Source organism: Nocardia sp. NPDC055321 (assembly GCF_053645575.1).
In genome coordinates this window covers 5570-19734 of the sequence record NZ_JBSHMS010000033.1, presented here as the reverse complement: position 1 = coordinate 19734, position 14165 = coordinate 5570, and the positions used below count along the sequence as shown (strand labels likewise).

General features: G+C 70.1%; 12 protein-coding genes and 1 pseudogene. 4 read left to right on the top strand and 9 right to left on the bottom strand.

Features of this window, described 5'->3' with window-relative positions:
- Positions 1-2 precede the first annotated feature (2 nt).
- The 9 genes from ACWIGI_RS35830 to ACWIGI_RS35790 are packed head-to-tail and all read right to left on the bottom strand — an operon-like array spanning position 3 to position 10738.
- On the bottom strand, positions 3-620 hold the full coding sequence (locus ACWIGI_RS35830) for an NADPH-dependent FMN reductase (protein WP_454207994.1): 618 nt from the start codon (positions 618-620) through the stop codon (positions 3-5).
- A gap of 34 nt (positions 621-654) precedes the next feature.
- The gene (locus ACWIGI_RS35825) at positions 655-1644 is read right to left on the bottom strand and encodes a cyclase family protein (protein ID WP_454207993.1); all 990 of its coding nucleotides are present in this window, start codon (positions 1642-1644) and stop codon (positions 655-657) included.
- Complete coding sequence (locus tag ACWIGI_RS35820) at positions 1644-2492, bottom strand: coniferyl-alcohol dehydrogenase (protein ID WP_454207992.1); 849 nt, start codon at positions 2490-2492, stop codon at positions 1644-1646. Before ACWIGI_RS35820 ends, ACWIGI_RS35825 begins: the two co-directional genes overlap by 1 nt.
- Positions 2493-2504: 12 nt before the next feature.
- The gene (locus tag ACWIGI_RS35815; protein WP_454207991.1) at positions 2505-3809 is read right to left on the bottom strand and encodes an LLM class flavin-dependent oxidoreductase; all 1305 of its coding nucleotides are present in this window, start codon (positions 3807-3809) and stop codon (positions 2505-2507) included.
- Positions 3806-5608, bottom strand: a complete 1803-nt coding sequence (locus tag ACWIGI_RS35810) for an FAD-binding protein (protein ID WP_454207990.1) — start codon at positions 5606-5608, stop codon at positions 3806-3808. The genes ACWIGI_RS35815 and ACWIGI_RS35810 overlap by 4 nt, the downstream gene beginning before the upstream one ends.
- Positions 5605-6582 carry a 3-carboxyethylcatechol 2,3-dioxygenase gene (locus ACWIGI_RS35805; protein WP_454207989.1) on the bottom strand — a complete coding sequence of 326 codons (978 nt, stop codon included), beginning with the start codon at positions 6580-6582 and terminating at the stop codon, positions 5605-5607. Before ACWIGI_RS35805 ends, ACWIGI_RS35810 begins: the two co-directional genes overlap by 4 nt.
- Positions 6539-8209, bottom strand: a complete 1671-nt coding sequence (locus ACWIGI_RS35800) for a bifunctional 3-(3-hydroxy-phenyl)propionate/3-hydroxycinnamic acid hydroxylase (protein WP_454207988.1) — start codon at positions 8207-8209, stop codon at positions 6539-6541. Before ACWIGI_RS35800 ends, ACWIGI_RS35805 begins: the two co-directional genes overlap by 44 nt.
- A 1-nt stretch (position 8210) precedes the next feature.
- On the bottom strand, positions 8211-9074 hold the full coding sequence (locus ACWIGI_RS35795; RefSeq protein ID WP_454207987.1) for an alpha/beta fold hydrolase: 864 nt from the start codon (positions 9072-9074) through the stop codon (positions 8211-8213).
- Between the two features lie 23 nt (positions 9075-9097).
- Entirely contained in the window at positions 9098-10738 is a 1641-nt protein-coding gene (locus ACWIGI_RS35790; RefSeq protein ID WP_454207986.1) for an FAD-dependent oxidoreductase, read from the bottom strand.
- Between the two features lie 227 nt (positions 10739-10965).
- Here ACWIGI_RS35790 and ACWIGI_RS35785 point away from each other — a divergent pair, with 227 nt between their 5' ends.
- The 4 genes and pseudogenes from ACWIGI_RS35785 to ACWIGI_RS35770 form a co-directional block, all read left to right on the top strand.
- The gene (locus ACWIGI_RS35785; protein WP_454207985.1) at positions 10966-12057 is read left to right on the top strand and encodes an amidohydrolase family protein; all 1092 of its coding nucleotides are present in this window, start codon (positions 10966-10968) and stop codon (positions 12055-12057) included.
- 20 nt (positions 12058-12077) lie between these two features.
- Positions 12078-13226, top strand: a complete 1149-nt coding sequence (locus ACWIGI_RS35780) for an amidohydrolase family protein (protein WP_454207984.1) — start codon at positions 12078-12080, stop codon at positions 13224-13226.
- Between the two features lies 1 nt (position 13227).
- Entirely contained in the window at positions 13228-13620 is a 393-nt protein-coding gene (locus ACWIGI_RS35775; RefSeq protein WP_454207983.1) for a Rieske (2Fe-2S) protein, read from the top strand.
- Between the two features lie 81 nt (positions 13621-13701).
- Positions 13702-14165: pseudogene (locus tag ACWIGI_RS35770) on the top strand (NADH-ubiquinone oxidoreductase-F iron-sulfur binding region domain-containing protein); the annotation flags it as partial.

Sequence of the window (14165 nt, the reverse complement as noted above, 5' to 3'; positions counted from 1 at the left end):
TGTCACGAGGACGCCCGTCCCGCCGCGGCGAAGGTCAGGATCTGGGTCGCGAGCATGTCGAGCTGGCCGCTGACCGTTTCGTCGATCAGCTCGCCCTCGGCGTTCCAGATCGGGTCCGCGGAGTTGATGGCCACCCCGAGCGGGGTGGGCCAGGCGCGCAGGGCGTGGCCGATCACCCGCAGCTGGCCCAGGGTCGCCACCGCCGCCTGCCAGCCGTAGGCGCAGGTGATCACGCCCCACGGCTTGTTGTCCAGGTAGACCGTGGCGTCGCCGCGCAGGTCCTCGATGTAGTCCAGGGCATTCTTCACCAGCCCCGACACCCCGCCGTGGTAGCCGGGCGAGCCGATGACGACGGCGTCCGCCGCGCGCAGCGCCGCCACCATCGCCGCGGCCGCGGGGGTGCGGTCGAGATCGTGCGGGTTGTACATGGGCAGGTTGATGTCCTCGCCGCTGAACAGCGCGGTGCGCCCGCCCTGGCGTTCGACCGCCGACAGGCACTGTCGCAGTGCTCGTTCGGTCGAGGATCCCGCGCGCAGGGTGCCGCCGATGCCCACGACGAACGGACGCGGGTCCCCGTCGGTGCCGGTGGCGGTGTCCGCCGATGCAGTGCTCACGCTCATGCCCAAACCTCGTGTTTCCCGTAGTGCGGCGTCGCTATTTGATGGCGATGGGATTGATGGGTGAGCCGACCGCGCCCACGACCCGCAAAGGTGGTGCGATCAGCTGGAATTCGTAGACGCCGTCGGCGGCGCAGTCCGCGGCCAGGGCGGTCAGGTCCCAGTACTCGCCGAGCATCAGCCCCATGTCGCGCAGGCACAGCATGTGCATCGGCAGGAAGGTGCCCTCGACCCCGGACACGGTGTCCTCGACCATGAGGTTGTCCGCGGCCACGGCGGCGATGTCGCGTTCGTGCAGCCATTGCGCGCACCGCCAGTCCAGGCCCGAGTAGGCTTCGGCGCCGTCGCCGGTCTCCTGGAAGCGGGCCATCCAGCCGGTGTGGATGAGCAGGATGTCCCCGGATCCGATCGTGACACCTTGGGCGGCAACGACTTCGTCGAGTTCTTCGGGGGTGATGGGCTGCCCGGCGGCCAGGTAGGTGTCGGCCTTGCGATGGCGCACCAGATCCAGCAGGACACCGCGGGTGGTGATGCCCTTGCCGTCGACCTTGTCGATGCCGCAGTGCACCGCGCCGAGGCTGGTGACCGAGCTCGCGGGGAAGCCGTTGTAGAGCTGTTCGTCGTAGTAGACGTGCGAGAGCGCGTCCCACTGGGTCGCGGCCTGCAGCGGCATGATGATCAGGTCGTCGTTGAACCGGAACGGATTGTCGGCGAAGAACGCGCTCAGTTCCTGGGCGACACTGTTGCGCAACCACTTCGGGCCGTATTCGGCCAGGGTGCGGGCGTCGCCGCCGTCGACGGTCATCACGTGCACGGGGTTGCTGCGGAATTGGAAGGCACCCTGCGGTCCGGCCGAGCCGAAGTCGATGCCGAGGGAGAACACGCGGCCGTGGCGGACGAGTCCGGCGGCGGCGGCGACCTTGTCGGGGGTGATGAAGTTCAGGGTGCCGAGTTCGTCGGCGGCGCCCCAGCGGCCCCAGTTGCGCACCTGTTCGGCGACGCGGTGGAATTCGGTCAGGTTGGCCACTATGGCTCTCTTTCAACGCTGGTCGCCGCCGCGGCGGCCGGGACGGCGGGTTCGCCCGCCAGGCGGGCGGCGAGGTTGCCGCCGTCCACCCACAGCACCTGGCCGGTGATGTAGCCGGCGGCCGCGCTGTTGAGGAACACCAGGGCCGCGGCCTGCTCGTCGGGGGTGGAGACCCGGCCCAGCGGTTTGTCGATGCCGTCGAGGAACCCGGACCCGTACGCGGTGCGCAGCTGGTCGAGGATCGGGGTGTCGGTGACTCCCGGTGCGGTGCAGTTGATTCGGATGCCGCGCGCGCCCAGGGGCACGGTGCGGCGCAGGGTGTAGTGGATGAGCGCTTCCTTGGCCAGCCGGTAGCCGCCGTCGGCCAGGGCCTCGGGATGCGCTCGGCACCAATCGATTCCGGTGGCCATGTCGGCGGTGTCCAGGAGTGCGTGCGATTGCTCGCGATGCTCGAGGTAGGCGGCCGCGGCGAGGGAGGACACGCTGACCACGCTCGCGCCCGCGCGCATGTGCGCGGTCACCGCTTCGGTGAAGCGACGGGTGCCGAGCAGGTTGATGGTCACCACGCGCAGCGGGTCGCCGATGCCCGAGGACACGCCCGCGATGTTGAACAGGGCGTCCGCCCGGTCGCCGACCGCCGCTGCGGCGCGGTCGATCGAGTCCGGGTCGGCCAGGTCCAGGCGATGGAATTCGTCGACGCCGGTGGCGTTCTCGGTCACGTCCAGGCCGATGACGGTGCCGCCGAGCGCGCGGACCTGGCGGGCCACGGCCGCGCCGATGCCCGACGCGCAGCCGGTCACCACGGTCCGGCGCCCGTCGTAGCGCCAGCTCTGTTCGATCGATTCCATCGCCGTCACCGCCTAGTTCTGCGGCTGCTCGTCGAGCCGCTGGGCGGCTTCCTCACGGCCCTGGTCCATTTCGGCCATGGCCTCGGGCACCTCGTTGGCGATGTAGTCGCCGCCGCGGCCGGTGGGCAGTCCGCCGAAGGCGTAGTTCTCGTCGAACGCGGGCGAGGCCAGCGGCCGGCGGCGCTTCTCGACCTTCTCGATGATCGGTTCCAGGCGTTTGGCCTTGGCCGCCACGGCCTTCTCGTCACGTTCGATGAACTCGGGCAGCACCTGCTTGCCCATCAGCTCGATCGACTCCATGGTGGCTTCGTGGCTGCGCGGGTTGAGCAGCAGGATGATCTCGTCGACGCCGGATTCCTCGTAGCCGCGCAGGAATTCGCGCACGGTCTCCGGGGAGCCGATGGCGCCGCGGCCGGGTCCGTAGGCGAGGGTCTCATCGCCCTTGACCGCGTCGAGGTACTTCTCCCACACCCCGGTGCGGCCGGGGGTGTGCTGGCCGGTCATGTAGTAGTGCATGATGCCGAAGGAGAAGAATCCGCCGCCGACCCCGAGGCGGTCGATGGCCTGTTTGTCGGTGGGGGCCACCATCATCGACAGGTCACCGCCGATGGCCAGGATGTTGGGGTTGAGCACGGGAATGGTCGGGGCCGCGTTCTCCTCGAACTCCTTGTAGTAGCCGCGCACGCGGGTACCGAGCGCTTCGGGTCCGGTGTAGGCGAAGCTCAGCGCGCCGATGCCCTTCTGGGCGGCCATCTGCACCGAGGAGGGGCGGGTGCAGGCGACCCACACCGGCGGGTGCGGGCGCTGGTACGGCTTGGGAATGACGTTGCGGGCGGGCATTTCGACGTGTTCGCCCTTGAACCCGGTGAAGGGCTCCTCGATCATGCAGCGGATCGCTACGTCGAGGGACTCTTCCCACTGACCGCGCTTGTCGGCGGGGTCGATCATGAAGCCGCCGAGTTCGCCGACCGAGGAGGATTCGCCGGTGCCGAATTCCACGCGTCCGCCCGAGATCAGGTCCAGGGTGGCGACGCGTTCGGCCACGCGCGCGGGGTGGTTGATGGCCGGGGGCATGTGCATGATGCCGAAGCCGAGCCGAATGTCCTTGGTGCGCTGGCTCGCCGCGGCCAGGAAGATCTCGGGCGCGGTGGAGTGACAGTACTCCTCGAGGAAGTGGTGTTCGGTGAGCCAGACGGTGGAGAAGCCGGCCTTGTCGGCGGCCTCGACCTCGTCCAGGCCCTCCTGGAACAGCAGTCGTTCGTCCTCGGGCACCCACGGCTTGGGCAGTGCGAATTCGTAGAACAGGGATATCTTCATTGGTTTCCTCCGTGGGTTGCCGAAATGTGCTGGGCCGCTATGTATCCGAAAGTCATGGCCGGGCCGATGGTGGCGCCCGCGCCGGCGTAGCTGCGGCCCATGACCGCGGCGGTGGTGTTGCCGGTGGCGTAGAGGCGATCGATCACGGTGCCGTCCGCGCGCAGGACGCGGGCGTGTTCGTCGGTGCGCAGCCCGCCGGAGGTGCCCAGGTCCCCGAGCACCATGCGGAAGGCGTAGTACGGCGGTTCGCCCAGCGGCGCCAGGTTGGGGTTGGGCAGGGTGTGGTCGCCGTAGTAGTTGTCGTAGACGCTGTCCCCGCGCCGGAAGTCGTCGTCGTGCCCGGAGCGGGCGAGGGTGTCGAAGCGTTCGGCGGTGGCGCGCAGGCGATCCGGGGGCACGCCGATCTGTTCGGCGAGCTGTTCCCAGGAGTCGGCCGTTTTGACCACGCCCGAGTCCAGCCATGCCGGGGGGATCTTCGACCCGGTGGGGACGGGCGCGAACGGGATCTTGGGCAGGGGTAGGTGCCCGGCGATCACGTAGCGCCGCCACGAGCGCGCGTCGGTGATGAGCCAGCTGGGCAGGTGGGTCACCCCGGCGCGTTCGCCCGCGAGCATGGCGTGCCCGAAGTCCATGTAGGGCGCGGCCTCGTTGATGTACCGCTCCCCCGCGCCGTTCACGATGAACTGCGCGGGCATCATGCGCTCGTTGAGCATGAATTGCATACGCCCGTCCGGCCATTGGATGGCCGGGAACCACCAGGATTCGTCCATCAGGTCGGTGTCCGCGCCGATCGCCGTACCCGCGCGGATGCCGTCGCCGGTGGCGGCGGGATTGCCGAAACTCCAGTTCTGGTCGATGACCGGCTCGTGCTCCTTGCGCCAGGCCATGTCCTGTTCGAAGCCGCCGGTGGCCAGCACCACCCCGGCGGTGGCGCGCACGCGCACCGGCCGCCCGTCGCGTTCGAGGATCGCGCCCAGGACCGTTCCGCCGGGGCCGGTGATCAACTCGGTCATCGGGGCGCCGAGCCACAGCGGGATGTCGTTCTCCCGCAGGGCCAGTCGCAGCCGGGCGACCAGGGATTGGCCGATGGCGGCGATCCGGTCGCCGAACACCCGGGCGCGGAACATGCGCCAGATGAGTTTGAGCAGTACCGCTTTGCCGCGCCAGGATTGGCGGACCCGGTAGAACTGGAGCAGGTCCTTGGGGCCGAGCCAGATGCCCTTGGGGGCGAGTGCCAGTGGGGCCAGCAGCGTCGCCTCGTCATCGCCGAGCACGCGCAGATCCAGCGGCGGCACATTGATGGTGCTGCCCTGTACGGATCCGCCCGGGCGCTCGGGGTAGTAGTCGGCGTAGCCGGGCTTCCACACGAATTCGAGCCAGCGGCTGTGCTTTTCGAGGAACTCCATCATCTCCGGCGCCTTGGCGACGTAGGCGCGCAGGCGTTCGGGGGCGACCAGGCCCTCGGTGATCGAGGCCAGGTATTCCACGACCTGTTCGGGGTCGATGTCGTAGCCGTCGCGGCGCTGGGCGGGCGCGCCGGGAACCCAGATGCCGCCCCCGGACAGCGCGGTCGAACCGCCGTAGTGCGCGGATTTCTCGACCACCAGCGTGCTCAGTCCCGCCGCTTCGGCCGCGAGCGCGGCGGTGAGCCCGCCGCCGCCCGAGCCGACGACCAGCACATCGACCGTGTGATCGAATTCGGCGTCCGAGCGCGTCGCGCGATCGTCCTCCGCTGTGGGCGTGGCTATTGCGCCGCCGGCCGGATCCGGCCCGTGCACCGGAGACTGTTCGGATGTCATGCTCGGCTCCCCTCGGCCGGTCGCGTGCCGGTGACGCTGTGCGGCAACGCTGTTCGCAGCGCGTATCCGGCGATCAGCTCGGGGGCGGGCCGGTAGTAGCGGGTGTGAGTGGTGTAGGCGCCCTGGGTCGCCAGCGCCGCGAAAGCCGCTATCCAGGTGCGGATCTCGTGGGCGGAGTTACCGGCCTCGCCGGTGATCCACGGGTTGGTCCAGGTGTCGATCTCCGGCAGGCGGTTCTCGTCGAGCAGGGCCAGGAACCGGTGATCCCAGTCGGGGTTGAGCGGGCGCAGCGCGCTGTCGCCGGTGGCGAATTCGTGTGCGGCGGCGATGACCTGGCGTTCGCGTTCGGCGCGGCGTTCGGGCGGCATCGGCCCGCCCGCGACCAGGCGCTCGCGCACCGGACCGGTCGCCGTGGCCAGGGTCGGCACGGGCGGATCGTGCGACAGCCCGCCCGAGCCGATCAGCAGGACGCGTTTGCCCAGACCGGACAGGTAGTTCCCGACCGCGGCGCCCAGTGCTCGCGCGCGGTGCACCGGGGCCAGGGGCGCGGCGACCGAGTTCAGGAAGACCGGGACGATCGGCACCGACGCGACGTCGGGGAACAGCTGCTGCAGGGGTTGCACGGTGCCGTGGTCGACGTCCATGGCCACCGACACCGCGACGTCCACGCCGGCGGCGAGGACCGCTTCGGCCATGTCCAGGGCGATGTCCCCGGCCACGGCGAGGGGGCCGCCGTAGGTGCCGTAGTCCCCGACCGCGTTGGCGGCGCTGCCGATACAGAACTGCGGCATGGTGCGGTAGAAGAAGCCGTTGTAGTGATCGGGTGCGAAGGTCACCACGAGTTCGGGGTCGAACGCGCGCACGAAGTCCGCGGCCTCGGCCACGACCGTGCCGATCTCGTCCAGCAGTTCGCGGTCGGGACCGGGGAGTTCAAGCAGTGGGCTGTGCGAGACGCAGCACAGGGCCAGCGACATCGTGTCCTCCTGGGGTCAGGGCGAGGGCGCGCAGCAGATCCGCGCTCAACTCCGGTGCCAGTTGCGCGATCGTGGCCCCGGCGACGCACCGGTCCGGGCGCAGGAACAGCACCGAGTCGCGGTGGCCGTCGAACCAGCGCTTGAGGGCCCCGGTGCGGTCGCCGACGACCGTGACGTCGGGGTCGTCGTGGTCGGCCCAGTGCAGCTGGGTGCGCGGGCGCGCGGCGACGAACCGCGCGCCGAGGGCTTTCCACTGCTCGAACGCGTGCTCGCCCAGGACTTCTCGCGGGCGGTTGTTCCAGCACAGGATCGTGAACCAGGTACCGAGCACGTCGTCGAGCAGGACGTCGGTGTGCTCGCGGGTGTCCACGCGTGGCTGGATGAACAGGGTGCCGACCGCTGATCGCGGTGAGCGCGAATGGGTGTGCGCCACCGCGCCGCGGTCGTAGCGGGGCATCGGTTTGAACCGCATGCCCAGCACGTAGCTCTTGACCGGCGGTATCGCGGCCGCGGCCCGCACCAGGGCGTCGCGCACCGCCGCCACCCGGCGATCGGTGGGCGAGATGACCCGGCCGACCAGGGTGGACAGGTCGATCATGGCGCGCGCGTGCTTGCGGCGTTCGAGATCGTAACTGTCGAGCAGGCTGTCGCGTGCGCGGCCGGTGACGACCGCGGCGAGCTTCCAGCCCAGGTTCGCCGCGTCCCGGATTCCGCTGTTGTAGCCCTGGCCCTGCCACACCGGCATCAGGTGCGCGGCGTCCCCGGCCAGGAGCATGCGCCCGCGCCGGAACTCCCCCGCGATGCGCGAGTGATGGGTGTACAGGCGCCGGCGGATGATGTCCAGGCGTTCGGGGTAGGGCACGAAGTCGGCGAGCAGTTCGGCCACGAACGCGGGATCCTCCGCGCGGGCGTCACTTTCGTGATCGTGGATCATGAATTCGAAGCGCCGGATGCCGTGCGCGATGGACACCGACACGTTCGGGCGCGCGGGATCGGCGGCGACCTCGATGTTGGGGTGCCCGAGCGGATCGGTGGCGATGTCGACCACGAGCCAGCGGGTCGGGGAGGTGGTGCCCTCGAAGGACACGCCCATCTGTTTGCGGGTGGCGCTGCGCCCGCCGTCGCAGCCCACCACGTAGGCGGCGCTGATCAGGCGCGGCCCGGCGGGGGTGTCGAGTTCGACGGTGACGCGCGAGCCGGTGTCCACGCAGGTGGCCATCGCCGCGGACCAGGCCACCTCGACGACCGGGTAGCGCTCGAGGCCCGCCAGCAGTTCGGCGTCGACCAGCGGCTGGACGAACCCGTTGCGCTTGGGCCAGCCGAAAGAGGTGTCCGCGGGCGCGATTTCGGCCAGCAGGCGACGTTCGTGGTCGACGAATCGCATGATCTGGTCGGGGGTGGTGTGCGGGAGCACCCGGTCGATGAGACCGATCGACTGGAAGGTGCGCAGGGATTCGTCGTCCAGGCCGACCCCGCGCGGGTAGTCGATCAGGGTCTCGCGTTCCTCGGCGACGAGGGTGCGCACGCCGTAGCCGCCGAGGGCGTTGGCCAGGGTCAGGCCCACCGGTCCGGCGCCGACGATGAGTACGTCGACTTCGGTGACAAGGGGATTCGCCGATCCGGTCATCTCACTCCGCCAGCAGGAAGCCCACGTGCAGGGCGTCGAAGGTTTTGGCGTCCTCGTACTGGGGCCAGTGCCCGCAGCCGGGCATCAGCTCGAAGCGCGCGCCGGGGATCATCGAGGCGATCCGGCGGCCCTCGGCGACGTCCGCGGTGGGGTCGTCGCTGGTCCACACCACCAGCGTGGGGGCGGTGATGCGGCCGTAGTCGCCGGGGCCCAACAGGTTCCGGGCTCGGATGACGGGGTCCTGCAGGGCCATGATGTCGCTCATGGCGGCCACGAAACCGGGTTGCCGGTAGATGCGCTGGCGGCTGGCGACGACGTCGTCGTAGCCCTTGGACTTGTCGGCCATCAGCCACTTGATGCGGGCCTGCACGGTGTCCCAGTCCGGGTCCGAGACCGCCGCCATCGACAGACTCACGATGCGGGCCATGACCTGCGGGTCGGCTTGGGAGCCACCGGCGGTGTTGAGCACCAGTCGCCGGACGCGGCCGGGATGGTCGATCGCCAGGCGCGCGGCGACCCAGCCGCCGAGCGATTCGCCGCTGATATGGGCGCGGTCGACCCCGATCTCGTCCAGGAAGCGCACCAGATGCTCGACGTAGTGCGCGATTTCGAGCGGGTGCCCGGGCTTGTCGGTGTATCCGTGCCCGAGCATGTCGATCGACCAGGTCGAGAAGTGCTCGGCGTGCGCGGCCAGGTTGCGGACGTAGGCTTCGGCGTGCCCGCCCGAACCGTGCAACAGCACGAGTGTGGGTTTGTCGCGGTCACCGGCGTGCAGGTAGCGGGTGCGTACCCCGCCCACGTCGAGATAGCCCTGGGTGAACGCGACCCCTTGCAGGTCGCTCCAGATGCTTTCGTACTCGGCCACTGTCGTCTCTCCGTCCACCGTGTTCACAGCTCCGCCGATTTGCCGGTCGCGGCGGCGTGCCCGGCGCGGAAACCGAAAACCATGCCGGGGCCCAGGGTTCCGCCCGCCCCGCCGTAGGCGCGGCCGGTGACCCCGGCCATCGCGTTGCCCGCGGCGAACAGCCCGGGGATGACCGAGCCGTTCACGTGCAGCACCCGGCCGTCGCGGTCGGTGCGCGGGCCGCCCTTGGTGCCCATCGCGCCGACGGTGACCGGGACCGCGTAGTAGGGAGCGGTGTCCAGGGGGCCGAGGGTCCGCCCGGCCGCGGTCGCGGCGTGTTCGTCGCCCCAGTAGCCGTCGTAGGCGCTCGCCCCACGCCCGAAGTCGGGGTCGTGGTCGTGGGCCACCGCGTGATTCCAGGCGGTGACGGTCGCGCTCAGTCCGGCCGGGTCGATGCCGGTCTTGCCCGCGAGCTCGGCGAGATCGGCCGACTCGCAGAACCATTCGGGCACCGGGTCGCCGGGGGCGACGCCCAGGAAGCCGTAGCGGCGCAGGTGTTCGGCGTCGAAGACGATCCAGCCGGGGTCGTTGACGTAGCCGCCGCGCGGGTCGAGGTAGTGGAAGGCGCCGGACATGGCGTTGTACTCACCGGCCTCGTTGACGAAGCGCCGCCCGGCCCGGTTGACCATGATGCTGCGCGGGCGGGTGCGCTCCAATCGCACACTGCGACTGCGTGGCCGGCCCTCGATGGTGTCGCCGGGGATCCGCACGATCGGCACCCACCAGGCTTCGCTCATGGTGCCCAGTTCCGCGCCGTGCGCCATGGCCATGCGCAGTCCGTCGCCGGTGTTGTTGGGCGGGGACACCGGACCGTGCATCGGGCCGCGCAGGTACGCGCGCACCAGGCGCTCGTCCCATTCGAAGCCGCCGGTGGCCAGCACGACGCCGCCGCGGGCGCGCACGCGGATCGGCCCGTCGGCGGTGTCCAGGCGAACGCCGGTGATGACGCCCGCCGCGTCGGCGAGGAGCTCGACCGCGCGCGATCCGGTGCGGATCTCGACCCCGGCCGCCAGGACCCCGGCCAGCAGGCTCGCCACCAGCGCGGTGCCCGCCACGCACAGGTCCGCGTCGGCGGCGGCCGAAGCATGCAGTCGCGCACGGGTTTCGGCGTCGAAGCCGACGTTGCTCCAGTCGGCGGGAAAGGCCGTCAGGCGGTCCCGCCAGGGGCCGAGGCTGGCGAGGTCGAAGGCGGCCGCGCTCAGGGACCGGCCGCCGCCGGGCCGTCCGCCGGGCAGTTCGGGTTTGTAGTCGGGGAAGGCGCCAGCGACCTCGAAACGCAGCGGGCTGTGCGCCTCGACGAACTCGATCATGCGCGCGCCGGTGCGGACGAAGACCTCCACCAGGTCGTCGTCCATCGAATCCAGGGCCTGGGCGTGCAGATAGCTCAGCGCGTCGGCGACGGTCAGCGGGCCGTCGGCGGCGCGATCGTGGGCCGGGATCCAGGCGATGCCGCCCGAAACCGCGCTGGTGCCGCCGACGGTGGCGGCCTTCTCGCACACCAGGGTCGAGGCGCCGGCGGTGGCGGCGGTCAGCGCGGCGGTCAATCCCGCGGCGCCACTGCCCAATACGACGACGTCGACCTCGGTGTCCCAGGCAAGGGTGAGCGAATCCTGTTGCGAAGACACAGCTCTAGACCTCGATTCTCGAATAGCCAGAATCGTATTCTCACAGTCTCGATATCGCAATCTCTTCCTGACCGCTCGCGGCCACCAGCGAGACGACGGCGGCAGCCTCGGCGCCTCCGCACACCGCACCGGACCTGCGCGAATACGCCAGTCTTGCCGAGCGAAAACCGCGAGAGTACTGTTCTCACAAGACGAGAATGACGTTTCGATCAGACGAGAGGCGCGCGATGAGACTGCTGCCGGACGGCACCCGCACCCCGGTGATCGACGCCAGCGTGCATATCTTCTTCGCCTCCAACGCCGACATGCGCGCGCACCTGCGCGAACCCTTCACCAGTCGCGGCATCCCCGACGCCGAAATGGACTGGTACGGCGCACCCGGCGGCGAATACGCGCCCGGCACCCGCGGCCCGGACAAGCGCTACCCGGGCTCGGACCCGGAGCTGGTAGCCGAGCACCTGTTCGCCGACCGCGGCGTGGATGTCGCGGTGCTGCACCCGATGACCCGCGGCATCCTGCCCGACCGGCACCTGACCACGGCCGTGCTGTCCGCGCACAACGACATGATGGTCACCCGCTGGCTCGAGCACGAGGTCCACGGGCCGCGCTTTCGCGGCACCCTGCGCGTGAACCCCGAGGACATCACCGGCGCGCTGCGCGACATCGCCCGCTGGGGTGAACACCCGCGCGTCGTGCAGATCGGCATCCCGCTGCAATCGCGCGAACTGTACGGCAAACCGCAGTTCTGGCCGCTGTGGGAAGCCGCCGCTGCCGCCGGTCTGCCGGTGGCGATGCACATCGAGACCGGGGAGTCGATCGGCCTGCCGCCCACGCCGTCCGGGCACACCCGCACCTACGAGCAGTACCTGGGCTTCATGGCGCTCAACTACGTCTACCACCTGATGAACATGATCGCCGAGGGCGTCTTCGAGCGGTTTCCCGGACTGCGGGTGGTCTTCGCCGACGGCGCGGGCGACATGCTCACCCCGTTCAGCTGGCGCATGGACACTTTCGGCCGCCCGCACCTGGAACAGACCCCGTGGGCGCCGCGCATGCCGAGCGACTACCTGCCCGGGCACGTGCATTTCGTACACGGCGCGCTCGACGGGCCCGGGGATACCGACTTCGCCGCCGATTGGCTCGACTTCACCGGCAAGGCCGACATGGTCATGTTCGGGTCCAGCTATCCGCACTGGCACGGCACCGACCTCGACGCGCTGCCCGCGACCCTGCGCCCGGACCAACGCGACAAGCTTTACTGGCGCAACGCATCCCGGCTGTACGGCATCGACATCCCCGCCCCGGCCGCGGCCCGCTGAGCGCCGCAGACAGGACGATCATGACCTTGGCACACGAACGCGTTCCCGAGACCACCCCGGACATGGTTCCGCTGCGCGTGGTCGATTCCGATGTGCACCCGGTCCCCCGGCGCGGCGAACTGGTGCAGTACATCCCCGAACCGCTGCGCAGCTCCTACTTCCTGAGCCACCGCGTCGGGGACACCATCCTCTACGACGCCCCCGACTACGCGCACTCGCTCGCCATGCGTGTGGACACCTTCCCCGCCGACGGCGAATTCCCCGGCAGCGACCCCGAACTGGCCTTCCGGCAACTGATCCTGGACGCCGGCTCCGACATCGCCATCCTCGAACCCACCGTCAAGGCCGCGCGCATCCCCGAGGCCACCTCCGCGCTGGCCACCGGCATCAACCACTGGCTGGCCAACCACTGGCTGGACCCCCGCAACAACTGGCATCGACGCTGGCGCGGTTCGATCTGCGTGGCCATCGACGACCCGGTGGCCGCGCTGCGGGAGATCGAGTTCTGGGCCGGGCACGAGTACATGGCGCAGATCCTGATCAAGGCCGAGCCCCGGCCCTCGTGGGGCGACCCGAAATACGATCCGATCTGGGCCGCGGCCACCAAACACGACCTGGTCGTCAGCTGCCATCTCAGCCGCGGCGCGTTCGAGACCATGCCCATGCCGCCGGTCGGATTCCCCAGCTACAACCACGATTTCATGGTCACCTACTCGCTGCTGGCGGCCAACCAGATCATGAGCCTGATCTTCGACGGCGTCTTCGACCGGCACCCGGCGCTGCGGATCGTGTTCGTCGAACACGCCTTCACCTGGATCCTGCCGCTCATGTGGCGCATGGACGCGATCTACGCCCGGCGCGGATCCTTCACCGGGATCAAACGCAAACCCAGCGAGTACGTCAAAGAGCACATCAGATTCACCACCCAGCCGCTGGACTACCCCGAGGACAAGACCGAACTCACCCGGGCCTTCGAATGGATGGAAGCGGACAAGATCCTGCTCTACTCCTCGGACTACCCGCACTGGACCTTCGACGATCCACGCTGGCTGGTCAAACACCTGCCCCCGGCCGCGCGCGAGAAAGTCATGTGCCGCAACGGCATCGAGACCTACCACCTACCCGAAACCGTGCCCGCGCTGACGGGTCAGCGGCGCGTGGTGTTCTGAGATGAGCACCGAACCCACACCGCCCCGGCTGGCCCAGGGGCGCGAGCACGTGGTGGCCACCGTCGCCGAAATCCCGCCCGGCACCTCGAAAGTCGTGCCCATCGGGCGGCACGGGGTCGGGGTGTACAACGTCGGCGGCGTCTTCTACGCCATCGCCAACTACTGCCCGCACGAAGGCGGTCCGCTGTGCGCGGGCCGCACCCGCGGGCACACGGTCGCGGACGACTCGGTGCCGGGCGACGCGGTGATGGTGCGCGACGGCGAGTTCATCTATTGCCCTTGGCACCAGTGGGGATTCGAACTCGCCACCGGGACCACGGCGGTCAAACCCGAATGGAGCATCCGCACCTACCCGGTGCGGGTGTCCGGTGATGACGTCATCGTCTCCGCGTGAGCCGGGCGCCGGCCCGCACCGATCCCGCGGCCCGGCCCACCGGTCACGACGACACCGCCCCGGCTCGAACAGGACGCCATGCTGAATTCCTTCCGGACCTCCGGAATCACCGTCGCCACGGCGCCCGGCTGCCCGCCCCGCCTGCTGCGAACCACCTGGGAGACCGAGGATCTCGGCGCCTACCTGGCCGAAGGCGGCTACGGGCCGATCTCCTCGGCCGCGGCGGTGCTCGAGCAGGTGCGCGCCGCCGGCCTGCGCGGACGCGGGGGCGCGGCTTTCCCGCTGGCGACCAAACTCGCCACTGTCCGCAAGGCATGCGTGGCTGGGCAGCGGACCGTCGTGGTGGCCAACGGTGAAGAAGGCGAGCCGGTTTCGGTCAAGGACAAGTGGCTGCTGCGTACGCGCCCGCACCTGGTGCTGGACGGGGTGCGCATCGCGGCCGCCGTGGTCGGCGCCGACCACGCCCGGCGGGCAATCACCGCGGGCCGCGCCGCCCCCGGCGGGGGAGCCGCGCGCACCGACCGCGGCCCCGCCCCCCCCCCCTA